At 66.4% G+C, this 25,737-nt stretch carries 26 protein-coding genes and 2 pseudogenes; 6 read left to right on the top strand and 22 right to left on the bottom strand.

Annotated features, from left to right (window positions below):
* Positions 1-42: 42 nt before the first annotated feature.
* Together AC5RUU_RS04235 and AC5RUU_RS04230 are read right to left on the bottom strand one after the other, a co-directional pair.
* Positions 43-858, bottom strand: coding sequence for a carbon-nitrogen hydrolase family protein (locus AC5RUU_RS04235; RefSeq protein ID WP_493973957.1), 816 nt, complete (start codon positions 856-858; stop codon positions 43-45).
* A gap of 103 nt (positions 859-961) precedes the next feature.
* Positions 962-1,336, bottom strand: a complete 375-nt coding sequence (locus AC5RUU_RS04230; protein WP_493973956.1) for a hypothetical protein — start codon at positions 1,334-1,336, stop codon at positions 962-964.
* Between the two features lie 135 nt (positions 1,337-1,471).
* Between AC5RUU_RS04230 and AC5RUU_RS04225 the strand changes: the two genes are divergently transcribed.
* Positions 1,472-2,707 carry a heparan-alpha-glucosaminide N-acetyltransferase domain-containing protein gene (locus AC5RUU_RS04225; RefSeq protein ID WP_493973955.1) on the top strand — a complete coding sequence of 412 codons (1,236 nt, stop codon included), beginning with the start codon at positions 1,472-1,474 and terminating at the stop codon, positions 2,705-2,707.
* 28 nt (positions 2,708-2,735) lie between these two features.
* Here AC5RUU_RS04225 and AC5RUU_RS04220 read toward each other — a convergent pair whose 3' ends face one another.
* The 7 genes from AC5RUU_RS04220 to AC5RUU_RS04190 form a co-directional block, all read right to left on the bottom strand.
* Positions 2,736-3,218 (bottom strand): hypothetical protein, encoded by a 483-nt coding sequence (locus AC5RUU_RS04220; protein WP_493973954.1) that lies wholly within the window; start codon positions 3,216-3,218, stop codon positions 2,736-2,738.
* A 2-nt stretch (positions 3,219-3,220) separates the two neighbouring features.
* Positions 3,221-3,991, bottom strand: a complete 771-nt coding sequence (gene dapB, locus AC5RUU_RS04215; RefSeq protein ID WP_493973953.1) for a 4-hydroxy-tetrahydrodipicolinate reductase — start codon at positions 3,989-3,991, stop codon at positions 3,221-3,223.
* 142 nt (positions 3,992-4,133) lie between these two features.
* Positions 4,134-4,631 carry a molybdenum cofactor biosynthesis protein MoaE gene (locus tag AC5RUU_RS04210; RefSeq protein ID WP_493973952.1) on the bottom strand — a complete coding sequence of 166 codons (498 nt, stop codon included), beginning with the start codon at positions 4,629-4,631 and terminating at the stop codon, positions 4,134-4,136.
* The gene (locus tag AC5RUU_RS04205) at positions 4,621-5,151 is read right to left on the bottom strand and encodes a MogA/MoaB family molybdenum cofactor biosynthesis protein (RefSeq protein WP_493973951.1); all 531 of its coding nucleotides are present in this window, start codon (positions 5,149-5,151) and stop codon (positions 4,621-4,623) included. The genes AC5RUU_RS04210 and AC5RUU_RS04205 overlap by 11 nt, the downstream gene beginning before the upstream one ends.
* Entirely contained in the window at positions 5,148-5,642 is a 495-nt protein-coding gene (gene moaC / locus AC5RUU_RS04200) for a cyclic pyranopterin monophosphate synthase MoaC (protein WP_493973950.1), read from the bottom strand. The genes AC5RUU_RS04205 and moaC overlap by 4 nt, the downstream gene beginning before the upstream one ends.
* Positions 5,630-6,871, bottom strand: a complete 1,242-nt coding sequence (locus tag AC5RUU_RS04195; RefSeq protein ID WP_493973949.1) for a molybdopterin molybdotransferase MoeA — start codon at positions 6,869-6,871, stop codon at positions 5,630-5,632. Before AC5RUU_RS04195 ends, moaC begins: the two co-directional genes overlap by 13 nt.
* Positions 6,872-6,894: 23 nt before the next feature.
* Positions 6,895-8,319 (bottom strand): molybdopterin-dependent oxidoreductase, encoded by a 1,425-nt coding sequence (locus AC5RUU_RS04190; protein WP_493974023.1) that lies wholly within the window; start codon positions 8,317-8,319, stop codon positions 6,895-6,897.
* A gap of 326 nt (positions 8,320-8,645) precedes the next feature.
* Between AC5RUU_RS04190 and moaA the strand changes: the two genes are divergently transcribed.
* The 3 genes and pseudogenes from moaA (at position 8,646) to AC5RUU_RS04175 (ending at position 11,337) form a co-directional block, all read left to right on the top strand.
* Positions 8,646-9,776 carry a GTP 3',8-cyclase MoaA gene (moaA, locus tag AC5RUU_RS04185; RefSeq protein WP_493973948.1) on the top strand — a complete coding sequence of 377 codons (1,131 nt, stop codon included), beginning with the start codon at positions 8,646-8,648 and terminating at the stop codon, positions 9,774-9,776.
* 6 nt (positions 9,777-9,782) lie between these two features.
* A complete protein-coding gene (locus AC5RUU_RS04180; RefSeq protein ID WP_493973947.1) occupies positions 9,783-10,049 on the top strand; it encodes a MoaD/ThiS family protein in 267 nt (88 codons plus the stop codon).
* Positions 10,050-10,351: 302 nt separating this feature from the next.
* Positions 10,352-11,337, top strand: a pseudogene (locus tag AC5RUU_RS04175) (HNH endonuclease signature motif containing protein).
* A gap of 135 nt (positions 11,338-11,472) precedes the next feature.
* Here the strand turns inward: AC5RUU_RS04175 and AC5RUU_RS04170 are convergent.
* From AC5RUU_RS04170 to truB, 10 genes are all read right to left on the bottom strand, one after another.
* Complete coding sequence (locus AC5RUU_RS04170; protein ID WP_493973946.1) at positions 11,473-12,093, bottom strand: DUF1579 family protein; 621 nt, start codon at positions 12,091-12,093, stop codon at positions 11,473-11,475.
* A 76-nt stretch (positions 12,094-12,169) separates the two neighbouring features.
* The gene (locus tag AC5RUU_RS04165) at positions 12,170-13,513 is read right to left on the bottom strand and encodes a M16 family metallopeptidase (protein WP_493973945.1); all 1,344 of its coding nucleotides are present in this window, start codon (positions 13,511-13,513) and stop codon (positions 12,170-12,172) included.
* A gap of 114 nt (positions 13,514-13,627) precedes the next feature.
* Positions 13,628-15,892, bottom strand: a complete 2,265-nt coding sequence (locus AC5RUU_RS04160; protein WP_493974022.1) for a polyribonucleotide nucleotidyltransferase — start codon at positions 15,890-15,892, stop codon at positions 13,628-13,630.
* Between the two features lie 240 nt (positions 15,893-16,132).
* Positions 16,133-16,402 (bottom strand): 30S ribosomal protein S15, encoded by a 270-nt coding sequence (gene rpsO, locus AC5RUU_RS04155; RefSeq protein ID WP_009372966.1) that lies wholly within the window; start codon positions 16,400-16,402, stop codon positions 16,133-16,135.
* Between the two features lie 182 nt (positions 16,403-16,584).
* Entirely contained in the window at positions 16,585-17,844 is a 1,260-nt protein-coding gene (locus AC5RUU_RS04150) for a kynureninase (RefSeq protein WP_493973944.1), read from the bottom strand.
* Complete coding sequence (kynA, locus tag AC5RUU_RS04145) at positions 17,841-18,695, bottom strand: tryptophan 2,3-dioxygenase (protein ID WP_493973943.1); 855 nt, start codon at positions 18,693-18,695, stop codon at positions 17,841-17,843. The genes AC5RUU_RS04150 and kynA overlap by 4 nt, the downstream gene beginning before the upstream one ends.
* A gap of 80 nt (positions 18,696-18,775) precedes the next feature.
* Positions 18,776-19,759, bottom strand: a complete 984-nt coding sequence (locus tag AC5RUU_RS04140; protein ID WP_493973942.1) for a bifunctional riboflavin kinase/FAD synthetase — start codon at positions 19,757-19,759, stop codon at positions 18,776-18,778.
* Between the two features lie 78 nt (positions 19,760-19,837).
* Positions 19,838-20,308 carry a hypothetical protein gene (locus AC5RUU_RS04135; protein ID WP_493973941.1) on the bottom strand — a complete coding sequence of 157 codons (471 nt, stop codon included), beginning with the start codon at positions 20,306-20,308 and terminating at the stop codon, positions 19,838-19,840.
* Position 20,309: 1 nt separating this feature from the next.
* Positions 20,310-20,663 carry a hypothetical protein gene (locus AC5RUU_RS04130; RefSeq protein ID WP_493973940.1) on the bottom strand — a complete coding sequence of 118 codons (354 nt, stop codon included), beginning with the start codon at positions 20,661-20,663 and terminating at the stop codon, positions 20,310-20,312.
* A 2-nt stretch (positions 20,664-20,665) separates the two neighbouring features.
* Entirely contained in the window at positions 20,666-21,604 is a 939-nt protein-coding gene (gene truB, locus AC5RUU_RS04125) for a tRNA pseudouridine(55) synthase TruB (RefSeq protein WP_493973939.1), read from the bottom strand.
* Positions 21,605-21,674: 70 nt separating this feature from the next.
* Here truB and AC5RUU_RS04120 point away from each other — a divergent pair.
* Positions 21,675-22,846 (top strand): annotated as a pseudogene (locus AC5RUU_RS04120) (pyridoxal phosphate-dependent aminotransferase).
* A gap of 23 nt (positions 22,847-22,869) precedes the next feature.
* On the opposite strand, the gene trxA reads toward AC5RUU_RS04120, so the two are convergent.
* Entirely contained in the window at positions 22,870-23,307 is a 438-nt protein-coding gene (gene trxA / locus AC5RUU_RS04115; protein ID WP_493973938.1) for a thioredoxin, read from the bottom strand.
* Between the two features lie 2 nt (positions 23,308-23,309).
* Positions 23,310-23,795 carry a nucleoside deaminase gene (locus tag AC5RUU_RS04110; protein ID WP_493973937.1) on the bottom strand — a complete coding sequence of 162 codons (486 nt, stop codon included), beginning with the start codon at positions 23,793-23,795 and terminating at the stop codon, positions 23,310-23,312.
* A 180-nt stretch (positions 23,796-23,975) separates the two neighbouring features.
* Here AC5RUU_RS04110 and AC5RUU_RS04105 point away from each other — a divergent pair, with 180 nt between their 5' ends.
* Positions 23,976-25,115, top strand: a complete 1,140-nt coding sequence (locus AC5RUU_RS04105; protein WP_493973936.1) for a ScyD/ScyE family protein — start codon at positions 23,976-23,978, stop codon at positions 25,113-25,115.
* 72 nt (positions 25,116-25,187) lie between these two features.
* Here AC5RUU_RS04105 and rbfA read toward each other — a convergent pair whose 3' ends face one another.
* A complete protein-coding gene (gene rbfA, locus AC5RUU_RS04100; protein WP_493973935.1) occupies positions 25,188-25,697 on the bottom strand; it encodes a 30S ribosome-binding factor RbfA in 510 nt (169 codons plus the stop codon).
* Positions 25,698-25,737: the final 40 nt, after the last annotated feature.

The following is a 25,737-nucleotide window of genomic DNA, read 5'->3' as shown; positions in this document are numbered from 1 at the left end:
TGTCCCCGGCTGGTTAGGACAATGCCGCGGGCGTGATGAACGTCAAATTTCGCGTGGCGTGTCACGGGGTGCGGACCTGCCGGCCCGGAAGCGCTGGAGGGTGCTGCGCTGCAACAGTCCGGTCACCACTTCCGTACGGATCCCCGAAGCACGCTTCAAGGGGAGCCCGTCCGGGCTCCAGATTCCGCTCAGCCCGCACGACTCCCCCAGCGGGGTGCTGCCGCCAAGATTGGCCAGCACGGTGAACATCCTGTAGTCCATGGCACGTGCACCAAGATGCAGGTCAAGCCTGCGCTCCTCGCCAGCGGTGTACAGCGCGGACACGCAGTATGCGTCCGCTCCCCCGGTGGCGGCAGCGTCTGCATGGGCAGGGAAAGCGGCGTCAGAGCACAGGGCGAGCGCGATCCGCCAGCCGTCCAGCACGGTGACGAGCGGACCGTCCCCGGGAACGAAGAGATCCTTCTCCAGTCCGTGGAGATGGGTTTTGAGTGCAGCCTCCGTACTGCCGTCCGGATGCAGCACAAGCGAAGCCAGGCGCGGCGTGCCGTCTGGCTGCCGGTAGGGAGCGCCAACCACAGCCGTGATTCCCGTGTGCCTGCAGATTTCACGGATGGGGAGAAGCCGGGGGTCCGCCTGGACGATCCAGGAGCCTGCGGCGGACAGCAGGTCCAGGCGGTAGCCCGTCAGCGACAGCTCCGGGAAAATAACCAGCCGGGCACCGTGCGCGTCGGCGTCCTCGATGAGCCGCACGTGCTCGGCGGCATTCTCTCTTGCTCCTCCCGCTACCGGCTGGTACTGAACAGCGGCGACCGTCAGCGTGCCAGCAGGATCAGCAGGGTCGAAGGGCAGCCCGTTCATTTCTTCATCCTAGGCATGGGCCAAGCCGTTTGCGGGCGGCCGGACAGGACGTAGCTGCAGGGCGTGCCGGCGGCCTGTGGTGTGCCGGCCACCTCAGGAGGAGTCAGCGGGCGGGTTGGCCATCCGGCCGCGGCGGTTCCACCGATGAACCGCAGTATCGCCCCACCGCTGCCTGCCTCAGGCCCTCGGCCCAGGAGGCGAGCCGCTGGGCGGCACGTACGTAATGGAACAACTCGGTGGGCGTCAATGCGTCAAGGTCTGTCTCGGCGAGGCGGCGGGCAAGTTCGGCTCCCTCGGGCTGGCTGGAAAGGCTGATGCCCTCCCGTTCCCACTGGACGTCCTCCGCCGGCCGGCCGGTGACCAGCTGACGGAAGAGGAAGTCCACCACTCCCGGGCTCATGGCTTTGAGGAGGCCGGTACCTCCGGATTCGATGCCGTCCCGTCCATCTCCTGGGATACCGTGTGCTGGGGTGTGCATGCCGACCATCCTATTCGAACATATATTCGAAGACAAGGCTGCCGCTCGGCTTGGCCTTCCATCCCAACACCGCAGAACCGATGGTGCCCGGGCACATGGCAGCGGGTTCAAACGCAGGTGTGAGACGATCGGCTCATGACGTCCCGCACCCCGGCAAAGGCCCCCCGGAAAACCGGGGGCGCGTCCGTTCCCGTACGGCTTTACGGCATTGACGCTGCCCGCGGACTGGCACTGCTGGGCATGATGGCCACGCACCTGCTGCCGACCCTTGAGTCGAATGCGGACCTGACGCCGACATGGATAGGCCTGACGTTCTCGGGACGGGCTGCAGCCCTGTTCGCGGTGCTGGCGGGGGTGGGCCTTGCCCTGTCCACGGGGAAGCACAAGCAGGTCGAGGGCGAAGAACTGGCTGCCGCACGCCGGGGCGTTGCCCTGCGCGCCCTGGTGGTTGCCGCCGTCGGACTGGCCCTCGGCGGGCTGGAAGTAAAACTGGCCATCATCCTGGTCCACTACGCCGTGCTGTTCCTCTGCGTCCTGCCGTTCCTGGGCCTGCAGCTGAAGCACCTGTGCGCCTGGGCTGCGGGCTGGGTCCTGGCATCCCCGGTGCTGGCTTACCTGCTGCGGCCATGGCTGCTCGCCGCCGAGCCGCCGCTGAAGCTGGGCCATAACCCGAAATGGGAAGACCTGTCCACACCCGCCCGGTTGCTCACGGACCTGTTCTTCACCGGCTACTACCCGGTATTCCAGTGGCTTTCATACCTGCTGGTAGGCCTCGTCATTGGCCGCCTGATGCTCCACAAGGCGCTGGTACCCGTGGTGCTGCTGGTGCTGGGGTCGGCAGTGGCCGTGGCAGCGAAAGCCCTGGGCGTGACGGCGATGGAGAGCTGGGGCGGGCGTGCCGCGCTTGAACAGGTCCTCAATTCACCCGGCTACCCGCTGGACAGCGTCCTTCAAGTGAACCTGACCGGGATCCCGCAGGAGGGGTCGTGGTGGTGGCTCGCATCGGCGGCCCCGCACTCCGGAACAACCCTGGACCTGCTGCACACCTCAGGCGTGGCAGCAGCCGTCATTGGTGCTTGCCTCCTGCTGGGCCGGCTGGCCGACTGGGTGGACCTGGATCTGCTCCTGCCACTGCGCGGGGCAGGCGCCATGACCCTGACGCTCTACACGGTGCACGTCTGGGTGGTGTCCGGTTTCTACCTGAAACCGCTGCCGGCAGGCTGGACGGAGGACGGAATGTACTTTGCCCAGGCGGCCACCGCCATCGTCGTGGGCATGGTGTTTGCGGTGCTGAAGTGGCGTGGTCCGCTGGAATGGGTGGGCCATGCGGCGAGCCAGGTGGGCCGGGGCCAGCTCAAGGCAGTCAGCTAACCCCGGCCCCCTGGCTGCCCGGGCGCTGCTAGGAAGCGGGAATCTTGCCGCGGAACAGGCGGACGGCGTCCCGCATCGAGGCCCTTGCACGTTTGCGGTCGCCGGCGGCGTCGTAGGCGCAGCCCAGCCGGAACCAGGAACGCCAGTCATCGGGTGCGGCTTCGGCCTCGGCGCGGTACTTTTCGAATTCGGCATCTGCGGCAGCCCGGACTATCCGGCCGGCGGGAGTGCGCGGCAGCTCGTCCACGGGCAGGCCGCCCTCGGCCTCCAGTACCTTGGCCATCTGTTCGGTGCGCGCACCGAACAGGAGCTCGCGGATCAGGGCCCACGCGCCGATTACGGGCAGCACCAAATATGCGGCGCCGATGGCCTGGGCCGCCAGGTTGCTGTCCGTCAGGAGCAGGATGGAGCGCTGGAAGGACACCACCAGGTAGAAAACCAGCAGCAGGGTCACCGCACCCACCCAGATCTTGGTGCGGTTCTTCCGGAAGGCTGCCAGGAACGTGCCCACGGCTACAGTCCCAGGTCCAGGTAGCCGTCCAGCCCCACGGTGAGGCCAGGGTGGCTGGCCACGTTCCGCACGCCCAGGAGGACACCGGGCATGAACGAGGCGCGGTCGTACGAATCGTGCCTGAACGTCAGCTGCTCGCCAGGACCGCCCAGCAGCACTTCCTGGTGTGCCACGAGCCCCCGCAGGCGCACGCTGTGCACCCGCACGCCGTCCACCTCGCAACCCCGCGCACCGGCCCTCCCGCTGGTGGTGGCATCCGGGCTGGGCGGAACCTGCGCCGCGCTGCGTTCGGTGGCGATCAGTTGCGCGGTGCGGACGGCAGTACCTGAAGGGGCGTCCACTTTGTCCGGGTGGTGCAGTTCGATGATCTCCACGGATTCGAAGTATTTTGAGGCCTTAGCGGCGAAGGCGGACGCCAGGACAGAGCCCAGGGCAAAGTTGGGGGCGATGAGCACACCGGTTTCCGGGTGTTCGGCAAGCAGCGCTTCCAGCGCGGAGAGGCGGTCCGCGTCCCAGCCGGTGGTGCCCACGACGGCGTGGATCCCGTGTTCGACGGCGAATCGGACATTGGCTTCGGTGCTTTCGGGCACGGTCAGGTCAACTACGTACTGGGCCCCGGCGGCAGTGACCTGGTCCAGGGAGTCGCCCCGGCCCAGGGCTGCGACGAGCTTCATGTCGGGTGCGGCTTCAACGGCTTTCACGGCTTCGGCGCCCATGCGTCCGTTGGCGCCGAGCACGGCGACCAGCTTCGGATCGGAGTGTTGTTCGGTCATGCCTTAACCCTACCGGCGGGCCTGCCACGGCAAGGAACCGGAGGTGTGCGTTACCCCGCAGGTAGGCGATGTTCGCTGCCAATAGGAGAACGGAGAGCCCGGGCCTCCGGGACTTTCCGTTCCCTTGCCGGAACCTGCAGTGTCAGGCGCCCGCGCCCACCCATTCGACGGTTCCGTCCGCGAAGAACTGTTCCTTCCAGATGGGCACCTGTTCCTTGATCCTGTCCACCAGCTCGGAACAGACGGCAAAGGCCTGGCCGCGGTGGGCTGCGGAGACTGCGCAAACCAGCGCGGGGTCGCCGATCTCGAGCATACCGATCCGGTGCGCAGCCCAGATGCGGACGGGCTGCGCAACGGTAGTGCCTGCAGCGGTGTTGTCGCCGGAAGCGCTGTCCGCGTCGGTGTTTTGCTCGGCAACCAGGCGCGCGACGACGTCGGCCATCACCTGGTGTGCCGTGGGGTGCGCGCTGTAGCTGAGGCGGTCAACCCGCTTCCCGCCGTCGTGGTTGCGCACCACGCCGCTGAAGCTCACCACTGCACCCGCGGTGTCGCTTTCCACGGCGCCGATGGCCTGGTCTACGGAGATGGGTTCCGCGCTTAGAACTGCGGAAACCACCTCGAATGCTGATTCAGTGCCCATGTCCGCCTTCCAGCTGGTCGCAGAGGTGCCCGATCACCGGGTCCAGGACGGTCAGTCCGTCCATGACGCCTTTCGGTGATCCGGGGAGATTAACAATAAAGGTACTTCCGGCGGCCCCCGCATAACCCCGGCTCAGGGCAGCCAGCGGTGTTTTTGCGGCGCCGGCGCGGCGGATCGCTTCCATAATGCCAGGAATCTCGCGGTCCAGCAGCGGCAGCGTGACGTCCGGTGTGCGGTCGTCCGGGCTGAGACCTGTGCCGCCGCTGGTGATCACGACGGCGGGACGCTGGGTCAGGAGGGCACGGATGGCAGCGCCCACAGGCTCACCGTCGGGGACCACCATGGGCGGGTATACATCAAAGCCGTGTTCGGACAGCCAGTCGGTGATCACCGGGCCGGTTTCGTCGTCGTAGATCCCGGCAGCCGCCCGGGTGGAAGCAATCACCACTCCGGCTTTCCGGCCCTGCACGTCGCCGTGATGGTGCGGTTCGGGGGCACTGTGCGTGCTTTGCGTGGTCACAGGGCCCAGTCTCCGCTCTTGCCGCCGCTCTTGGCGAGCACCTTGATGTCGGTAAGGACGGCGTGCTTGTCCACCGCCTTGATCATGTCGTACACGCTCAGGGCGGCCACTGACGCCGCGGTTAGGGCTTCCATTTCCACGCCGGTGACACCGCGGGTCTTCACGGTGGCCAGGATCACGACGGCCTCGGCAGCCAGTTCGAAGTCCACCGTCACCTTGGACAGCGGCAGCGGGTGGCACAGCGGAACCAGTTCAGGGGTTTTCTTCGCAGCCATGATCCCGGCTACCCGGGCGACGGCCAGGGCGTCCCCCTTGGGGAGCCCGCCGGAACCGAGGAGGCCCATTACCTGGGCCGTGGTGTTGACAGTGGCAGTGGCCGTGGCCTCGCGGGTGGTCTCGGCTTTGGTGGAGACGTCCACCATCTGGGCGCTGCCGTCCTGGCGCAGGTGCGTCAGCGCCGCTGGGGTCTGTTCTGCATTCACAGCATCCATACTTCCACCTCACCCCCGGCTGCGAGGCCCGATACACCTTCCGGAACATGGACCAGGACGTTCGATCCGGCCAAAGCGTGCATCAGGTGCGAACTCTCCCCGCCTTCGAGCTGCACCGTGCCGTCCGGCTGAAGGCTGCCGCGCCGCACCTGGTGCTTGTGTTCCGGCGACGTGAGCGCATGGCGGAGCCGGGCGCGGACGGGCAGGCGTGGTGCCGGCGTGCCCAGCAGCGCCGCCAGTGCGGGGCGCAGGAACATTTCGAACGAGACAAGGCAGCTGACCGGATTTCCTGGGAAGCCCAGGAACGGGATGCCATCGAAGGTGCCGATTCCCTGCGGGCCGCCGGGCTGCATTGCGACGTGCAGGAAGTCGACAGGCTGGTCCGCCATCGCCTGCCGCACAACCTCGTAGGCGCCCTTGCTCACACCGCCGGTGGTGACAATCAGATCGGCTTCTGTACCGACGGCCCGCAGCAGGTTCTGCAGTTCTTCAGGGTTGTCCGTGGAGATCCCGGCGCGCAGGACCTGAAGCCCCGCCTGCGTCATGGCCGTTTCCAGGAGCGTGCCGTTGGCGTCATAGATCTTGCCTGCGGAAAGTGCCAGGCCCGGTTCCACCACCTCGTCCCCGGTAGCCACCAGCAGCACCGTGACGCCTTGGTACACCGTGACCTCCGGGATGCCCAGGGCGGCAAGCAGCCCCAGTTGGGCAGGGCCCAGGAAGGTACCGGCAGGCAGCGCCCGCTCCCCTTCGGCGATGTCGCTTCCAGCGGTGCGGACAAAGGTTCCCGGTTCCGTGGCCGGGAGCTTCACCACCGTCTCGTCCCCCGGGGCAGGGAATCGGTCCGGAACGGCCCGTTCAACAGGTACGACGGCGTCAGCGCCTGCCGGGATCATCGCGCCTGTCATGATGGGAGCCGCCGTTCCCGGTTCCAGGGCAGCGGCAATGGCCCCCGCTGGAACGGGAGCTGCGACACGCAACTCCGCGCCGCCGTCGGGCACGTCGCTGCACCGGATGGCGTAGCCATCCATCTGGGAATTGGCGAACGGCGGGAGGCTCACCGGCGCCAGGACACCGTGCACCAGCCCCCTGCCCAGGGCACGGGACAGGGGCACCGCTTCGGTGCGCGCCTGTGCTGCCAAGGGGCGGAGGAGTTCGGTGACTGCCGCGAGGTGGTTGGCGATGGACCGGGCACGGCCGTCATGGTGGCCGTGCGGGTGCGTGCTGGTCATGGCTGTGCCTTCGGTTCCGGCCGTCAGGATTTCACGTCCACTCTAACCGTGTGGAAGCCGGTGGCACCGTCCGGCGCGGCGGGCCTTGCTTCTTCATCCTGGGCTGCGCCACGAAGGTCGGTGGCCCGGACCTGGACCTCATACTGCCCGGGCTTCAGGTCCACGCCGAGTTTCCATTGGTACCAGGTATCCACGGAAATACCAGGCGCAAGTTCGGCCTCCCGCCACTGCCCGCGGTCGATGCGGAGTTCCACTTTGCCGATGCCCGTGTGCTGCGCCCAGGCGACGCCGCCGAACATGACGCTCCCGGCCGGCACGGACTGCCGGCCCCGGGGTACATCAATCCTGGACGAAATCTTGATGGGGCCGCGCTCGGACCAGCCGCGCGGCGTCCAGTAGGCCACGTCATCGGCGAACCTTGTGACTTTGAGTTCAGTCACCCACTTCGTTGCGGAGACGTACCCGTACAGCCCCGGTACCACGAGCCGGACAGGGAAGCCGTGTTCGAGCGGCAGGGGCTCGCCGTTCATTCCAACGGCCAGCAGCGCGTCCCGGCCGTCGGTGAGGATGTCCAGCGGCGTGCCGGCGGTCCAGCCGTCGGCGCTGCGTGAGAGCACCATATCCGCGCCCGGCCTGGGTTTGGCCTGGGCCAGCAGTTCCCGGACGGGCCAGCCCAGCCAGCTGGCGTTGCCTATCAGGTCGCCGCCCACCGTGTTGGAGACGCAGGCTATGGTCACATGGCGCTCGATCAAGGGCTTGGCCAGGAGCGAGGCGAAGTCCAGCTCCACCTCACGTTCCACCATCCCGGTGACTTTCAGGACCCAGGTGTCCGGGTTGACTGCGGGCACGGACAAGGCCGTATCGATCCGGTAAAAGTCCGGGTTGGGAGTAACCAGGGGCTGCATCCCTTCAACTCCGGTTTCTGCCCCGGCAGGTATGGCCGGGGCTGGGGATGCAGCCGCCGGGAGCTTCACCCGGTCACGGGCTTCGTTCACTCCGGCAGTGGCACCACGCCAAATCCCCGCAAGGATTCCGCCCGCCGCCGTGGCCAGTGCACCGCCTGCCACGTTTTGCAGGAACCTTCGGCGCGCACTGCCGTCTGTTGAGCCCGGGCCTGTCCCGGCTGCAGCCTCCAGCCTGCCGACCAGGAACCTCAGCAGCACTGCCGCAAGGGCGGCGGTGACCACCGGCAGGGCAAGGGCGGCTGGCGTCAGCTGCGCCCTTGTCAGCACCGCGGCAACTCCCACCAGCCCGAACACGGCCACGACCACAACGCCGGCGAACCGCCGCCGGTCTTCGAGGACTCCTGCCAGGGCGGCGAAGGCGGTGATAACCAGGCCCATGCCCACCATGAGCGCAGCCTTGTCTGCCGTGCCGAAGAGCGCGACCGCCCAATCCTTGACGCCGGGCGGGACGGCGTCAATGACGGCGCCGCCCACGGCGGTCATGGGTGAAAGCGTGGGACTCAACAGCCCCGCCAGAAGTTCCCCAAGCACAACCGCGCCGCCCACGGCAACAATGCCCGCGGACGCTGCAAAGCGCTGGCGTTGTACGGTCAACTGTTGCTTGGGAAACTGTTGCTGCAGGCGGGCGGGCGCGTGCTTCCGAAGGCCCGTGCCGCCGTCGTGCGTCACCTGCTGCTGCCGGGAGCTGTCCACACCTCAAGCATAGGTTTGCGGGTGGCCGGAAGCGCCGGCACGTTCCGGATTCTGCCTGCAGCGCACTGGCTGGACATGGATGTGATCTACAGCCCATCGTGGCGTAGCCTGAATTCATGAGTGTCCAGCTAGGCATGCCGCAGCCACGGGAGGATGCCGCGCTGTCCGTGCCCTCTGCCCGCCCGGACGGCGCGGGTGCCGGACTGGTTGACCGTTACGGCCGCCGCGCCACGGACATGCGGCTGTCCCTGACGGACAAATGCAATCTCCGCTGCACCTACTGCATGCCGGCGGAGGGCCTCCAGTGGCTCGCCAAGCAGGCGGTCATGTCGGCCGCGGAGATTGTCCGAATTGTCGGGATTGGTGTGGAGCGCCTGGGCGTCCGCGAATTGCGGCTTACTGGCGGTGAACCGCTGGTGCGGCACGACCTGGTGGACATCATCGCCGAGTTGCGGCGCAACCATACGGGGCTGCCGATTTCCATGACGACCAATGGGGTGGGTCTTGCCAGGAAGGCGGCGCCGCTAAAGGCTGCCGGGCTGACCCGGATCAATGTGTCCCTGGACTCGCTGCACGAGGAAACGTTCACCAAGTTGACCCGCCGGCCGTTCCTTGACCAGGTCCTGGCCGGGGTGGACGCAGCGTGGGCTGCCGGGCTGGGTCCGGTCAAGCTCAACGCGGTCCTCATGCGCGGCATCAATGACGCTGAGGCCCCTTCGCTGCTCGCCTGGGCACTCGAGCGCGGGTACGAGCTGCGGTTCATCGAACAGATGCCACTGGACGCCGACCACGGCTGGACCCGGCGCAACATGATCACGGCGGCCGAGATCCGTTCGCTGCTGTCCGCAGACTTTGTCCTCACGCCGGATCCGCGGGCCCGTGACGGTGCCCCGGCCGAGCGCTTTGAAGTACGACGGCGGACGGCCGGGTCCTCCGGCGCCCGGGACTTTGAAGACGCCCCGGTACTGGGCACGGTGGGCATCATCGCCTCGGTCACTGAGCCGTTTTGCTCGGACTGCCGCAGGACGCGGATCACAGCTGAGGGCAAGATCATGAGCTGCCTGTTCTCCAGGGAGGAATTCGACCTGCTGGGCCTCCTGCGGTCCGGCGCGAGCGACGACGACCTTGCACGCCGGTGGCAGGACGCCATGTGGCTCAAGCCAAAGGCCCACGGCATGGACCACGTGGGACTTGACGCTCCGGACTTCGTCCAGCCGGACCGCAGCATGAGCGCCATCGGGGGCTGACATTTGATGAACGTACGCTACTTCGCTGCCGCACGCGCTGCGGCCGGTCTTGAGGAAGAGAAGTTCGACCTGCCGGAAGGCACCACCATGGCAGGGCTCCTGGACGCGGTGCTGGCCGTGGAGCGCCCTGAGCCTCCGGCCGGTACCCCGCCGCTCCCCCGCATCCTGTCGCGGAGCAGCTTCCTCCTTAACGAGGTGGCGGTGCGCGACCAGTCAATGGTCCTTGGCCCGGATGACGTGGTGGACGTGCTGCCTCCGTTCGCCGGCGGATAGAAGCCGGTCCCTCACCCTTTGATGGGGCACCCTTTGATGGGGCACCCACAGGGAGGTGAGTGCCTACGGCGATGATGTGGAACGGCACTCCTCAGCGCGCGCTCAGAATGTCAGTGCTTCCGTGGATGATGTGGGCATGGGAAACGGGGCAGGACCATTGGATGCGATGGGCGGCGTGCGGTGCCTCCCTGGCTGCTCTTGATGCCCTGTATCTTGAGGACGCCGCGCTGGAAAGTGCCGCTGCCAACCGATCTTCCGGGGTTGATGTGCTGGAGCGGCGGTACGAGCTCCGCCTGGACCGGATGGGCCTAGTGTCGGGGCTGGAAGCGCAGCTCGCCGCAGCCAAGGCCCGCGACGCCGCCGACTGTCTTGAATTGCAGCAGGCGATGACCGCGCCCGAGGCAACCGTGCAGGAGCGGATGTACCGGGAGATGTCCGTGGTGGAGGAGGTCGCCGGGGTCCTGACCATCAGTTCCGGGGCGGCGGGGGCCTTCATCACCCAGGCCCGGCAAATCTGCGCGCTGCCGTCCGCCTTCCGCGCCCTGTCCGCAGGGGCCCTGTCGTGGCAGCACGCCCGGATCGGGACGGGATGGCCTGGATCTCCGCCTACCTCCCGGCCGACACCGCGTCGGCGGTCTGGAACAGGACCACGGCCACCGCCCGCGGCTTACAGGGCCCCAACGAGTCCAGGACCCTGCCCCAGCTCAGAGCCGACGTCTTCGCCACCCACCTCCTCAACACAGGCGTTGACGCCGGGAAAGCCCCCCCCCCCCCGCACTGACGTGCTGGTCACCGTTCCGGTGTCCGCCCTCCTCGGCCTCACCGACGAGCCCGCCCTCCTCGACGGCTATGGCCCCATCCCGGCGTCCATGGCCAGAAAACTGGTAGCCGACGGTGCCGGCTCCTTCCACCGGGTGCTCGTCGACCCCCGCGACGGGGCACCGCTGGAAATCGGCCGGACCAGCTACCGGATCACCAACGCCATGAAACAAGCCCTGCGCCTGCGGGACGGCAAGTGCACCTTTCCCGGCTGCAACAACTCCACCCCGGACAACGACACCGACCACCTCACCGCATGGCACCACGGCGGCGCCACCGGAGTCAGCAACCTGGCCCAGCTCTGCCCACAACACACCGGCTCAAACACAACAGCGGCTGGACACCCACCCCCGCCGCCAAGAACCAACCACCAGGCTGGACCTCACCCACCGGCCGGCACCACACCAGCGAACACCCCGACCGGGAACCACCACAGTGGCCGGCGGACCTCGGCAGGCGAAAGCCCTGAGACTCGCAGTGCTCCAGGGCTACAGGGTCTTGGACTGCAGAAGAATCCCCGCTCCAAGATCCTGCCCGCGGATCCGCAGAGGGACTGGATCTGGAGGACTGCGCCCTTGGCGCCGTCCTAAACGGCGCAGGATGGTCAGGTTCGGCGGAACGTTGAGGTCATGAACGGGGTATAAACCGAGCCGGTACCGTCAGCGCCTGCACCTTCCCAGGTGCCGCCGTCGGTATGGCCCTCGGAGGCGTCGCGGGACCTCAGCTCCGTCACATGCCTCAGCACATCGCCCTCAACCCGCAAGGTATGGCGGGTCCATCCGGCGCTCCCGTGGCGTTCCACCCGGAGGACGCCGCCGTGCCATGTGCAGCGGGCCGGCGCATCCGGTGCGGGTCCCGCGCTGTCGGCGCGGTACCAGAGGACGTCAGGGTGGTCGGGGTCGACCATGAACATTCCGTGGCCTTCGAAATGCGTCCCGTCCGGCTCATGGTGGCCATAACTCTGCACAACGCCAAAGCCGTTGGCCACGGTTCGGTACGTTACCTCAGCCTCCACGGTGCGATCCGGGCCCCACGGCCCCGCAGCCAGATGTGTACTTCCCCGCCAGTGACCGAGGAGGCCGCCCAGGGCGGGATGCTCCGCGGCGGGACTGACGTGGCCCGGCCTCGTTTCGTCTGGCTCATTCCTCCGCTGGGCATGTCGCAGATGCTCACCGCCGGGAAAATCGGGGGCGGGGTGGTTGCGGTCCGGCAGGGGTTCGCCCACACCCTTCACCCCTTACACCACGTGCTGACGTTGGATGGCCCCATCCTATGCCCGCTGTGGAAAGTGGTGGCAGGGGTCAGAGCCCGAAGGTTTCCGTCTCTTCGAACGGGCCAACGACCGTAACCGTCCGCGGTGCGGCGGCGAGTTCGGCTGCCAGGTCCTGCACCTGCTCAGCAGTGACGGCCTTGATAAGCCGGAGCGTTTCGTCGATGTCCTGGTACTCGCCCGAGACGAGTTCAGCGCGGCCCAGGCGGGACATCCGCGAACCGGTGTCCTCAAGGGCAAGGACGATGCCGCCGCAAAGCTGGCCGACGGCCTTGCGGAGTTCGTCGTCCGAAATGCCGTGTTCCGCGAGCTTGTCCAGCTCAACCCCCAGCAGGTCCAGCACCTGCCTGACCTTTGACGGCGTGCACCCGGCGTACATGCCGAAATAGCCTGCATCAGCGTAGGAGGAAGCAAAGGAGTAGGTGGAGTACACCAGGCCGCGCTTCTCGCGGATCTCCTGGAACAGCCGGGAGGACATCCCTCCGCCCAGGACGGCGTTCAGGACGCTCATGACGTACCGCCGCTCGTCCGTGGCAACGATGGTGGGGCAACCCATGATGATGTTGGCCTGCTCGACTGCGCGCTTGACCACGTGCAGGCCTGCGGTGCCCGTGATGAGCGAAGGCTCGGTGGAACGGCGCTTGACGGGCGAGGCGTTGGCCTCCAGTGACCAGCCGGCCGATTCCAGTGCGCTGATGACAAGGTCACAGACAACGTCATGCTCCAGGCCACCGGCGGCGGTGATCACGAGTTCGTCGGGCCGGTAGTAGCGGCGGTAGTGCTCCCACACCGAGTCGCGGGCCACGGCCTTGATCGCGGCAGGCGTGCCGCCAATGGGACGGCCCAGGGGGTGGCTGCCCAGTACCGCGGACACGAAGTGCTCATGTGCCACGTCTGTTGGATCGTCGCTGTCCATTGCGATTTCCTCAAGGATGACGTCCCGTTCCTGCTCCATCTCAGCCGGATCGAGGACTGCCCCGGTAATCATGTCCGCAATCACGTCAATCGCCATCGGCAGGTCGGTGTCGAGCACCCGGGCGAAGTAGCAGGTGCTTTCCTTGGCCGTCGCGGCATTGGATTCCCCGCCCACCTCGTCGAAGGCCGAAGCGATCTCCAGGGCAGTGCGGCGCTTGGTGCCTTTGAACAGCAGGTGCTCCAGGAAATGGGTTGAACCGTGCTGTCCGGGGGCCTCGTCCCGGGATCCTACGCCCACCCAGAATCCGATAGTCGCCGACCGCTGCCCTGGCATCGCCTCCGTGAGCACCCGCACTCCCCCGGGCAGCACGGAGCGCCGGACTTCGGAGCCGCCGTCGGAACCGTGGACCAGGGTGTCGCCGCGGTGGTTCTGCTCAAGAGGCAGGGGTACAACAGTCATTGAGGCCTTTCAGGACGGGCAGCCGGATCTGGCTGCCATCGTAACAGCGGCGGGACCGGTGGATCATCCACCGGCCCCGCCGATTCCTTGCTTATGCGCCGGAAACCGGAGCTGTTAGACTTCCGCGCCTTCAGCAGGTTCCGTGGTGTGGGCGCGCTCGGTCTCAGCCTCAGCCGCGCCTTCCTCCTCGGCCACCACAGGAGCGAGCGACAGCTTTCCGCGGTCGTCGATCTTGGTGATTTCCACCTGGACCTTCTGGCCGACGGAAACGACGTCATCCACGTTGTCCACGCGCTTGCCGTTGGCCAGCTTGCGGAGCTCGGAGATGTGCAGGAGTCCGTCCTTGCCCGGGGTCAGCGACACGAAGGCACCAAAGGTTGTGGTCTTGACGACCGTGCCCAGGTAACGCTCACCGATTTCCGGGACCTGCGGGTTGGCGATGGCGTTGATGGCGGAACGTGCTGCCTCGGCAGACGGGCCGTCGGTGGCGCCAATGTAGACCGTGCCGTCGTCCTCGATGGAGATGTCGGCGCCGGTGTCTTCCTGGATCTGGTTGATCATCTTGCCCTTGGGGCCAATGACCTCGCCGATCTTGTCCACGGGGATCTTCACGGCGATGACGCGCGGAGCGAACTCGGAGAGCTCGTCGGGTGTGTCGATCGCGGAGTTGATGACCTCCAGGATGTGCAGGCGGGCTTCGCGGGCCTGCTTCAGGGCCGCTGCCAGCACCGAGGCGGGGATGCCGTCGAGCTTGGTGTCCAGCTGGATGGCCGTGACGAACTCGGCGGTACCGGCAACCTTGAAGTCCATGTCACCGAAGGCGTCTTCGGCGCCGAGGATGTCAGTCAGGGCTGCATAGCGGGTCTGGCCGTCAACCTGGTCGGAAACCAGGCCCATGGCGATACCGGCGACGGCGGCCTTCAGGGGCACACCGGCGTTCAGCATGGACAAGGTGGAGGCGCAGACGGAACCCATGGACGTCGAACCGTTGGATCCGAGGGCCTCGGATACCTGGCGGATGGCGTACGGGAACTCCTCGCGGGACGGCAGGACCGGCACCAGGGCGCGCTCTGCCAGGGCACCATGGCCGATTTCGCGGCGCTTGGGCGAACCTACGCGGCCGGTTTCACCGGTGGAGTACGGCGGGAAGTTGTAGTTGTGCATGTAGCGCTTGGTCTTCACCGGCGACAGCGAGTCGATCTGCTGCTCCATCTTGAGCATGTTCAGCGTAGTGACACCCATGATCTGGGTCTCCCCGCGCTCGAAGATCGCGGAACCGTGGACGCGGGGCAGGACCTCCACCTCGGCGGTGAGCTGGCGGATGTCCGTCAGGCCGCGGCCGTCGATGCGGATCTGGTCTTTGAGGATGCGCTGGCGCACAACGTGCTTGGTGACCGAGCGGAATGCTGCGGACAGTTCCTTCTCGCGGCCTTCGAACTGGCCGGCCAGGTTTGCCAGGACCTCGTCCTTCAGGACGTCAGCGGCGTTCTCGCGCTCCTGCTTGTCCGCAATCTGGAAGACAGCGGTCAGCTTCTCGGCGGCTGCGGACTCCACGGCGGCGTATACGTCGTCCTCGTAATCGAGGAAGACGGGGAACTCGACCGTCGGCTTGGCGGCACGGGCGGCAAGGTCGGCCTGGGCGTCGCAGAGTGCCTTGATGAACGGCTTGGCAGCCTCAAGGCCCTCGGAGACAACCTCTTCGGTGGGTGCGGTGGCGCCCTGTTCCTTGATGAGGTTCCAGGAGTTGTCCGTAGCTTCGGCTTCCACCATCATGATGGCGACGTCGTCACCGGCGACGCGGCCGGCAACCACCATGTTGAACACGGAGTTTTCCAGCTGGGAGTGCTTCGGGAAAGCGACCCACTGCGAGCCGTTTTCGTCGGCAACCAGGGCAACGCGGACGCCACCGATGGGGCCGGAGAAAGGCAGGCCGGACAGCTGGGTGGACATCGAGGAAGCGTTGATTGCCACCACGTCGTAGAGCTCGTCCGGGTTGATCGCCAGGACGGTGACCACGATCTGGACCTCGTTGCGCAGGCCCTTGATGAAGGCGGGGCGCAGCGGACGGTCCATCAGGCGGCAGGCCAGGATGGCCTCGGTGGACGGGCGTCCTTCGCGGCGGAAGAACGAGCCCGGGATACGGCCGGCGGCGTACATGCGCTCTTCGACGTCGACTGTCAGCGGGAAGAAGTCAAAACCTTCACGCGGGTGCTTGCCGGCAGTGGTGGCGGACAGCAGCGCGGTGTCTTCGTCGATGTACACCATTGCTGCACCGGCTGCCTGCTTGGCGAGGCGGCCGGTTTCGAACCGGACTACGCGCTTGCCGAAGCGGCCGTTGTCGATGATTGCTTCTGAGAACTGGATTTCGGGACCCTCCAAGAGAGTCACCTCCGTTTCTGTTTTACGGAAGTCCAGCCGCATCAACCCAGCCAGCATCTGTCTACTGGCCCTGCACCCGGTCATCGATCGAGACCCACGGGCCGGGACTTCAGCCAATGAAGTCTTCCCGGGGATCACTACCGAGGACCGCGAATGCGTGATGCGGTTGATCCTCCTGTTTAGTTGTGTTTGAAGAAGGCGGCCCGATCCGTGCAGGAAAGGGCCGCCCCCGAAGCCTGACTAGCGGCGCAGGCCGAGGCGCTCGATGAGCGAACGGTAGCGGGCGATGTCGGTCTTCTTAAGGTAGCTCAGCATACGCTTGCGACGACCAACCATGGCCAGCAGACCGCGCTGGGTGTGGAAGTCGTGCTTGTGCTCCTTCATGTGCTCAGTCAGATCCTTGATCCGCTGGGTCAGGACAGCAACCTGGACCTCGGGCGAACCCGTGTCGCCTTCTGCGGTTGCGTATTCCTTGATGATGGACTGCTTTACAGCGGCGTCAAGTGCCACATTAACTCCTATGAAATGTGCCGTGAGGGCCCGGTCAGAAGATCACTGCCGGGTCTGCCGCCCCAGCCTGGCCCCGGAAAAACGGGGAGGCCCGAACACGACAGGAACCAGCCGCCACGGACTGCAGCCGGATCCAACGTCCAGTTTACCGGCCCGGCCCTAACCTTGTCGAAACAGTCCGGTTAGTCCTGCAGCCGGTCCCGGATAGCTGCCATCCCCTGCAGCACCTCCCCGAAGCTGGTGCTTAGCGGCGAGAGTCCTACCCGGAGGCCACGCGGCGCGCGGAAATCGGGGATCACATCCCCATCCCACAATGCCTCCACGGTGGCCTTGGTGAAGCCGGGGTGGTCCACGGTGATGTGGCTGCCCCGCTCCGCAGGGCTGCGCGGCGAGGCGAGTTCGGCGCCGAGCGGCGCCAGCCAGGCGTCGAAAATTTCCACGGCGAAGGCTGTCAGCTGCTCCGATTTCGCCCGGATGGCCGGCATTGACGCTTCCTCGATCAGGTCAAGCGTCCCCCGCATCGCGAGCATTCCGAAAATAGCGGGCGTACCGCTGAGGAATCCCCGAATGCCGGCGGCCGGCTCAAATCCGGCGGCCATCTCGAAGGCGTCCTTCCGGCCCATCCAGCCCCAGATCGGCTGGTTCAGGGAGGCCAGGTGCCGCTGGTTGACGTAGGCGAACGCGGGCGAGCCGGGACCGCCGTTCAGGTACTTGTAGGTGCAGCCCGCGGCGAAGTCGACGCCTGCCCCGTCCAGGTCGATCTCCACCGACCCCGCGGAATGGCAAAGGTCCCACACAACCAGCGCGCCGGCGTCGTGCACGGCAGCCGTGATGGCCGGCAGATCGGCCAGGTGGCCGGAACGGTAGGCGATCTGGCTCAGGAGTACGACGGCGGTACGCGGCCCCGCTACTTCACGCACCTGTTCAGCGGTCACCCCGGCGGCGGGGTCGGCTTCGATCCAGCGAAGCGTCAGGCCCTCCTCAAGCGCAATGCCTTCCACCAGGTAGCGGTCCGTGGGAAAGTTTTCGGTGTCCAGGACCAGTTCGTTCCGGTCCGGGTCGGCCAGCGCGGCCAGTGCAGCCCGGATCAGTTTATAGAGCACAACGGTGGTGGAGTCGGCAATGATGGTCTGCCCCGGCGCAGCACCCAGGACGGCCCGCCCCAGCTGGTCACCGATGGCTTGGGGCAGGTCCAGCCATTCCTCGTCCCAGCCGCGGATCAGGCGCCCGCCCCAGCCTTCGCGGATGAACGCCGCGATGTCTTCGGGCGTCCTCTTCAGCGGACGCCCCAACGAGTTGCCGTCCAGGTAGGACAGCGGGGTGTCAGTGCCGATGAAGAGGCTACGGTAGCGCGCCAACGGGTCCTGGCGGTCCAGCTCTTCGGCGCGCTGCTGCAGCGCCTTGTCTTCCGATTCCACCAGGCGCTGCTGCTCTGTGGTCATTGGCCGATCTCCGTCCTGACTGCGAATAACTCCGGGAAAAAGGTGAGTTCAAGGGCCTTCTGCAGGAACGCGGCGCCGCTGGAGCCGCCGGTTCCGGTTTTCATGCCGATGGTCCGCTGGACGGTGCGCAGGTGCCGGAACCGCCACAGCTGGAAGTTGTCCTCCAGGTCAACGAGTTCCTCACAGGCCTCATACGCGCTCCAGTTGTCAGCGGCGTGTTCGTAGATGTGCTTGAACAGCGGTACCAGTTCCGGGGTGAACTCGTGGGCGCGGGTGACATCCCGGTTCAGGACGGCGGCGGGCACGTCGAACCCGTGCCGGGACAGGTAGGCCAGGAATTCGTCGTAGATGCTGGGGGCTGCCAGGAGCTCGTCCAGCATGGCGTGCGCCTCCGGATCGGACTCGAACACCGGAAGCATTTTGCGGTTCTTGTTGCCCAGCACGAACTCCACGGCACGGTACTGGGCGGACTGAAAGCCCGAGGAGTTGCCCAGGAAGCCGCGGAACTGTGAATACTCCGTGGGCGTCAGGGTGGCCAGGACGGACCACTGCTCCGTAAGGGTTTTCTGGATGTGCTTGACCCTGGCGATGCCCTTCAGCGCGGAGCCCAGGTCGTCGGTCCGGAGCCAGGCGGCGGCGCTGCGCAGCTCATGCAACACCAGCTTCAGCCACAGCTCCGTGGTCTGGTGCTGGATGATGAACAGCAGCTCGTCGTGGTGCTCGGGTTCGCTGACCGGTTGCTGGGCACTCAACAGGGTGGGCAGCTGGAGGTAGGAGGCGTAGCTCATCCGGGAGCTGAAATCGCGGACGATGCCTTTGTCCAGCTTTCGGGTGTTCTTTTCGACGGACACGTACTGCCTTTCCTTGCGGACGCTCCGGCAGGTGCCGCCGGGGCTGGTGGATCGGAACGGCTGCTGCTGCCAGTGGCCGTTCAGCGCGTGGTCAGGAGGTTGTGTGCCTGGACGACGTCGAGCTTCATCTGGTCCACGAGCGCCTCAGGCCCACGATAGGCCACCATGCCCCGAAGGCGCTTCACGAATTCGACAACTACTGTCTGGCCATACAGATCGAAGTCCTCCACGGCCTCCTTGGGCCGGTCGATCACGTGGGCCTCCACCTGGCGGCTGACGCCGTCGAACGTGGGATTGGAACCTACAGAAATGGCGGCCGGCCAGCGCTTTCCGGCCTGGTCCACCAGCCAGCCCGCATAGATGCCGTCGGCAGGGATCAGTCCGCTCGCGTTGGAGGCGAGGTTGGCGGTTGGGAAACCCAAGGCCCGTCCCCGCGCGGCACCATGCACAACTTCGCCGCGCATGCGGTGGGACCGGCCCAGCACGGCGGCCGCCGTGGCAACGTCGCCCTCTTGGAGCGCTTCACGCACCCAGGTGGATGAGCAGCGGCGGTCCTTGCCGTCGTCGTCATGCAGGGGGTAGCCCTCCGAACCGAATTCGCTGATCACGTGGACCTCGAAGCCGAACTTCCCACCGAGCGCCTGCATGGTCTCGAGGTCCCCGGAATTGCCGCGGCCGAAGCGGGCGTCGTGGCCGATGACGACGTGGCTGGCATGCAGGCAGTCCACCAGGTACTGCTCCACGAACTCCTCGGCCGTGAGGCTGGCGAGATCCAGCGTGTACTTGACCACCAGGATGGCGTCCAGGCCGAGTTCACCCAGCGCCTCCAGCTTGTCGTCGAGGCCCATGATCATCTCGGGGGCGGATTCCGGGCGGTGGATGAATGCAGGATGCGGGTCAAAGGTGACCGCCACCGCCTTGGCATGGGTGAGGCGCGCCGACCGGATCAGCTGGGACAGCACCTGCTGGTGCCCGCGATGGACGCCATCAAAATTCCCGAAGGTAACAACAGAAGGTCCGAAGTCCGCCGGGACCTCGGACGGATCGTTCCAGATGTAGACCATCACCCTCGCCTTAGACTGCCTGCAGCATCAACGTTCCGCAGCCGGAACGGCCGCGGAACTCTTCAAGGTTACCCGTATTCACAGCGCCGTTTTCCCCTGCGACGGCCGGCGCCGGTACAGCCATACCAGGCCAAGTATCGGGAGCAGCAGCGGGATGAAGCCGTAGCCGCGGCCAAAGAGCGACCAGACGGTTTCATGCGGAAACGCCACGGCGTCGAACACGCTCAACGCGCCCACCACCAGAACGCCCACAAGTTCAACCAGCACGGCGGCAACGGACACTTTGAACCAGGTGCTGCCCGCCTTTGCCAGTGAAATGGTGGCAACCACGTACACCAGGGCCGCGAAAGCCGACAGCAGGTATGCCAGCGGGGCTTCGGCGAACTTGGTTAGGATCTGGTAGCCGGCCCGCGCCGTGGCCGAAATGGCAAACACCGCATACACGGCGATGAGGAGGCGTCCGGGTCCCGTGTTGCGGGTGTTGCGTGCGGGGGCGCTGCCGACGGCGGCCGGAGAGTGCTGGTCTTCCACGTTTCGTGCTTCTTCCACTTCAGTACCAAATCTGGTTCATGCGGGCGGCCATCACCAGGGCTGTCACACCGACGGCGGCGAGGACGAAGTTACTCCACCGCGTACGTTCCAGGATGGACCAGTAGACGGCGACCGGGGGCAGCAGCATGGCCGTGGCAAGGTAGCCCCAGAATTCCCAGGCCTCGCCCGCGATGGGTTCGCCGGCGATGACCCGGACGATGGAACCTACCAGGTAAACCGCCAGGGCGACTTCCACGGCAGCCACAGAGAGGATGGTGACGTCATTCGGCGCCTTCTTCAGGATCCCGGCCACCACGCAGATGATGGTGGAAAGAAGCCCGACCGCCAGGATGATCCAGAAATACGCGTCCACCCCTATGCCTCCCCGGCGGCAGCGTTGGCCGGTGCACCGTTGCCGGGCGCGAACACCAGGACCGGCTTGGCGTAGCTGCCGGCGTCTGCGAGCAGCGCCACCAGGCTTCCGTCAGGAGCGAAGGCGGCGGCAGGATGGTCGGGGGTGGCGGCGGAGGGGCTTCCCGGATCTGCGCCGGCGGCAATGCGGCGGCCAAACGAAATTTCCGTTGTTTCCTCAGCGCTCAGCTCCCGGTTAGGCATGAGCGCACGGGCGGCCTGGGACATCTCCAGCACGTTGAGCTCCTCGGCGAGCTGGTCGAGCGTACGGGCCTGCTCCAGCGAGTACGGGCCAACGTGGGTCCGGCGGAGCACCGTGAGGTGCCCGCCCACCCCCAGCGCGTTGCCCAGGTCGCGTGCCAGCGCCCGGATATAGGTTCCCGAAGAGCACTCCACCGTTACGTCCAGGTCCAGCACGTCGGCCCCCGCATCGCGCCTGATGCCGTGGACCTCGAACCTGTGGATGGTGACGGGCCGGGCAGCGAGCTTCACGTCCTCGCCCGAGCGGACCCTTGCGTAGGCGCGTTCCCCGTTGACCTTAATGGCGCTGACGCTGCTGGGCACCTGCTGGATGTCGCCCGTGAGTGCGGCGACGCCGTCGTGGATTGCCTGCTCGCTGACGCCCGAGGTGCCGGCCGTGGCGATGACGTCGCCCTCCGCATCGTCCGTGACCGTCGACTGGCCCAGGCGGATGGTGGCTGTGTAGGTCTTCGACGTGCCCACGATATAGGTCAGCAGGCGCGTGGCCTTGTTGATTCCGACCACCAGGACGCCCGTGGCCATCGGATCCAGTGTCCCCGCGTGCCCCACTTTCCGGGTCCCTGCGAGGCGCCGCATCCGGCCAACCACATCATGGCTGGTCCATCCCTGCGGCTTGTCCACTATCACCAGTCCAGAAAGCACGCCTACCAGTATATCGGCGCAGGTTGGGCCGCCCGCACGGGCCGGAGCAGCGGCGGCTAGGATGGCAGGCATGCCTGAGCTTGCCGCCCATGTCCGCGACGTGCCCGTGAACCAGATCCGCGAAATCACCGAGGCGGCGTGGCGTACCCCGGGCGCGCTGGTCCTGAGTATCGGTGAGCCGGGCTTCCCGCTCCCCCGCCACGTGCTGGACGCCGGCATGGCGTGCCTGGACCGCGACGAAACCAACTACACCCCCAATGCAGGCATTCCCGGCCTGCGTGAAGCCTTTGCCGCCAGGTTCCGGGAAGAGCAGGGCGTGGATGTCGGCGCCGAGCGGGTGTATGTGGTGGCCGGGGCGCAGCAGGGCCTGCACCTGGCCATGAGCCTGCTGCTCTCTCCCGGCGACGAGATCCTCATTCCCAACCCGGGTTATCCCACCTTCGCGATGACCGGCCGGCTCCTGAACGCCGTCCCGGTGGGTTACCCGCTCTACCCGGAGCACGGCTTCCAGCCCCGGACTGAGGACATCGAAGCCCTCATTACAGGGCGGACCCGGGTCCTGGTCCTGAACTCGCCGTCCAATCCCCTGGGTGCCGTTTTGGACGGGGAGCTGACCCGCGACCTGATGGCCCTGGGCCGCAGGCACGATCTCTGGGTCATTTCGGACGAATGCTACGCGGCGTTCACCTACGATGTGCCGCACATCAGCCCGGCAAAATTCGACGGCGGGACGCCAGGGGAAGCGCGCGTCTTCACCTCGCTTTCACCTCGCTGACACTGTCCAAAACCTACGGCCTCACAGGCCTTCGGATCGGCGCGCTGGTTTGCCCGCCGGAGCTGAAGCAGCAGATGGACAACGTGATGGAGTCCATCGTGTCCTGTGTGGCAGCCCCAACACAGTACGCTGCGCTCGCCGCCCTTACGGGACCCCAGGACTACGTTCAGCACGCCCACCGGCACTATCGGGGCAACCGCGACGCCGCCTCGGCGGTCCTCGACGCCAAGGGAATCCCGTACCTGCAGGCCCAGGGCGCCTTCTATCTGTGGGCCGACGTCTCCCATGCCAGCGGCGGCGATGTGCGGAACTGGGTGCGCCAGTTCCTGGCAGACTCGGGCGTCGCCCTGGCACCCGGCACCGCTTTCGGGTCGATTGGCGAGGGCTGGGTACGGATTGCCCTGTGCGGCCGGAAGCAGGATTTGCTGGAAGGCCTGTCCCGCCTGCCGGCAAGGGAGCGCCGCTGACGGCCAGGGCCGGGCCGAGGGAGCTACCGTGCTGCGCCCGAAAGGGCTCCGTCCAGCCAGGAGCGCAGAACCTCTGCGGGCGCCGCACCGGCCTGCCGGGCCGCCACCTTGCCGTCCACCAGCACCATCAGGGTGGGGATCGCCTGCACGTCAAACCGTCGTGACAGGCCGGGCGCCTTGTCCACATCGACCTTGACCAGTTTGATCCGGCCGGGCCGTTCACGGGCCAGTTTGTCCAGCACGGGGCTCACCATGCGGCAAGGGCCGCACCAGTCTGCCCAAAAGTCCACCAGAACGGGTACCGGTGAGCGCTCCGCCACGCCCGCGAAGTCGGCGTCACCGGCGTTGACGATCCACGGCAACCCTGACTTGCAGTTACCGCAACGCGGTGTGCCCGCTGCCTGCGCCGGAATCCTGTTGGTCTTACCACAGGAGGGGCAGGCAATGAGTCCCGGTTCCATTCCTAGTACTCCGTCCGGTGTCTGTGGGCACCCCAGGCGTTGAACGGGGCGTCCGACGCCGGCACGTCTCCCCTGGTGACAGGCATGAGGTCGGGCCGCGAACCGCTGAAATACTCATAGAAGAGTGCGTCGTCGAAACCGGCCGCGGCGGCGCCGTGGCGGTCGGCCGCGAAGTAGACGCGGTCGATGCGCGCCCACAACGCGGAAGCGAGGCATAGCGGGCAGGGTTCGCAGCTGGTGTACAGGACGGCACCCTGGAGGTTGAACGTTGCCCGGGCCGAGGCCGCCGTGCGGATCGCCACCACTTCCGCGTGGGCCGTGGGGTCGTTGTCGCGCGTGACCCGGTTTACGCCTTCGTATACCCGGCCGTCGGGTGTGACCACCACGGCGCCGAAGGGTCCCCCGCCGTCGCCGACGTTGCGGGTGGCCAGCTCCACGGCCTGTTCAAGGTAACGGGCGGGGTCCTGGTGGTCACTTGCCATAGTCATAGCTAGATCCTAGCCACGGCAGATCCTGTTAGGGATGGAAATAGGGGGCACATTAGGGGGATAGTCCCGACGACACTGCGCAGGCGCGGGCATAGTCTGGCGGCCGGGGGTTCCGAAAATTTCCGCCTCCCGGCGGCTTCTTACCCGGCCCGTAACGGGCGCCGAACCCGGAGTACCCAAATGAAGAAAAGACTCACCCTGATAGCCTGTTTGGCAAGCGCGGCCCTTATGGCGCCGGTCAGTCCCGCGGGAGCGTCGGACCGGGACCACCGCGACGAACCCTACGGGGAAGTGGCCTCCGGCCTTGTCTCGCCCTTGCACTTGGCCGTCGGAACGAACAAGTCCGTGTACGTCACCCAGGACTTTGCCGGCAAACTCAGCCGGATCGGCAGGGGCGGGGAAGTCAACGATATTTACCAGGCTCCGCAGGGCTGGGGCGTGGCGGGCGTGGAAACCCGTGGCGCCACTACCTTCTTTTTGGAGACTTCCGGTGCTGGGGACCCGGATCCCGCCAAATTGCAGGGCTTCTTGAAGGCGATCAGCCCACGCGGAGACGTCAGGGAGATTGCTGACCTGGCAGACCACGAACGGAAAAACAATCCGGATGCCGGACAGCACTACGGCTTCGGCCCAGATGTGAGCAGCGAGTGCCTGGCCGGCTGGCCGCCGTACCCGCCTGCACGTTATCAAGGCACGCTGGATTCCAACGCATATGCCACTGCCGTCGAAGGCAACACAGCCTATGTCGCGGACGCCGGAGCGAACGCCATCCTCAAGGTCAACCTCCGCTCCGGTGCGGTGAGCACTTTGGCTGTCCTGCCGCCCAGACTCGCACTCATTCCCAGGGGAACCACCTTCCCAGTGGGTGAAGGCCAGGTCTTCACGGTGCCCGACTGTGCTGCGGGGCATGAATATGGCTTCGAGCCTGTCCCCACCGATGTTGAGATCGGGCCTGACGGTTGGCTCTACGTGACCTCACTGCCAGGCGGGCCTGAAAGCCCAACCCTCGGTGACCGCGGCGCCGTCTTCAAGGTCAACCCGTGGTCCGGGGAAACCCGGCTTTGGGTGGACTACATCCTCAGCCCCACAGGCCTCGCAGTGGCGAACAACGGCGACGTGTACGTTGCTTCCCTGTTCGGTGACAAGATCCTGAAATTCCACGCCTGGAAAGGGCACCGTTCCACCTTCCTGGAGGTAAACGCGCCAGCCGACGTTGAGATTCACGGCCGGACACTGTACGCCACGGTGGATGCGGTGGGCGACGACTTCATGCAGCCACCTGCAGCCACGGGGCGGGTGATAAAGGCCGACATCAGGTAGGCCCCCTGGTTTTCTGGGAAGCAGAAGGCCCGGACTGCGTTGCGGTCCGGGCCTTCTGCTGACGTTTTTGGGCTACTTGCTGCCGTCTTCGTCGAACCCGTCGGTGTCTGTGAGGTCGAGGTCCTCTTCGTCGAAGTCGTCTTCGTCGATGTCCACGTCAGCGGACGCATCGCTCTTGTAGGGGGACGCGTCGCCGGCGTGCTTGGCCTTCGCAGCCAGGGCGGCCACCTCGGCGTCGCGCTTTTTCGCTTCCCGGAGCAGTTCCTCCAGGTTGGATGCGTTGACGGGAATCTGGTCGGCCACGAATTCGAGCGTGGGAGTCAGCCGGGCGGTGATGTTCCGGCCCACCTCCTGCCGGAGCACGCCCTTGGCTTTCTCAAGTCCCTTGGCGGCATCAGCCTGGCCGGCCTGGTCCCCGAAGACGGTGTAGTAAACGGTGGCATGCTGAAGATCATTGGTCACCCGGGCGTCGGTAACAGTGATCCCCTCAAGCCGGGGATCCTTGACCTTTCGGCTGAGGGCCTCAGCAACAACAACCTTAATCCGCTGCGCCATCTTGGCAGCACGTGCCGGATCAGCCATGAACAACTCCTAAAAAATTTGGAACGTACGACGGCGTGTT

This window comes from Arthrobacter sp. K4-10C, from assembly GCF_059090085.1.
This window is presented reverse-complemented; position numbering and strand designations above follow the sequence as displayed.

Coding starts and splice junctions, on each gene's coding strand:
- AC5RUU_RS04235 (WP_493973957.1), bottom strand. CDS start 858: ATGAACGGGCTGCCCTTCGACCCTGCTGATCCTGCTGGCACGCTGACG.
- AC5RUU_RS04230 (WP_493973956.1), bottom strand. CDS start 1,336: ATGCACACCCCAGCACACGGTATCCCAGGAGATGGACGGGACGGCATC.
- AC5RUU_RS04225 (WP_493973955.1), top strand. CDS start 1,472: ATGACGTCCCGCACCCCGGCAAAGGCCCCCCGGAAAACCGGGGGCGCG.
- dapB (WP_493973953.1), bottom strand. CDS start 3,991: ATGACCGAACAACACTCCGATCCGAAGCTGGTCGCCGTGCTCGGCGCC.
- AC5RUU_RS04210 (WP_493973952.1), bottom strand. CDS start 4,631: ATGGGCACTGAATCAGCATTCGAGGTGGTTTCCGCAGTTCTAAGCGCG.
- moaC (WP_493973950.1), bottom strand. CDS start 5,642: ATGGATGCTGTGAATGCAGAACAGACCCCAGCGGCGCTGACGCACCTG.
- AC5RUU_RS04195 (WP_493973949.1), bottom strand. CDS start 6,871: ATGACCAGCACGCACCCGCACGGCCACCATGACGGCCGTGCCCGGTCC.
- AC5RUU_RS04190 (WP_493974023.1), bottom strand. CDS start 8,319: ATGACCGCCGTGGGCGGCGCCGTCATTGACGCCGTCCCGCCCGGCGTC.
- moaA (WP_493973948.1), top strand. CDS start 8,646: ATGAGTGTCCAGCTAGGCATGCCGCAGCCACGGGAGGATGCCGCGCTG.
- AC5RUU_RS04180 (WP_493973947.1), top strand. CDS start 9,783: ATGAACGTACGCTACTTCGCTGCCGCACGCGCTGCGGCCGGTCTTGAG.
- AC5RUU_RS04165 (WP_493973945.1), bottom strand. CDS start 13,513: ATGACTGTTGTACCCCTGCCTCTTGAGCAGAACCACCGCGGCGACACC.
- AC5RUU_RS04150 (WP_493973944.1), bottom strand. CDS start 17,844: ATGACCACAGAGCAGCAGCGCCTGGTGGAATCGGAAGACAAGGCGCTG.
- AC5RUU_RS04140 (WP_493973942.1), bottom strand. CDS start 19,759: ATGGTCTACATCTGGAACGATCCGTCCGAGGTCCCGGCGGACTTCGGA.
- trxA (WP_493973938.1), bottom strand. CDS start 23,307: ATGGAACCGGGACTCATTGCCTGCCCCTCCTGTGGTAAGACCAACAGG.
- AC5RUU_RS04110 (WP_493973937.1), bottom strand. CDS start 23,795: ATGACTATGGCAAGTGACCACCAGGACCCCGCCCGTTACCTTGAACAG.
- AC5RUU_RS04105 (WP_493973936.1), top strand. CDS start 23,976: ATGAAGAAAAGACTCACCCTGATAGCCTGTTTGGCAAGCGCGGCCCTT.
- rbfA (WP_493973935.1), bottom strand. CDS start 25,697: ATGGCTGATCCGGCACGTGCTGCCAAGATGGCGCAGCGGATTAAGGTT.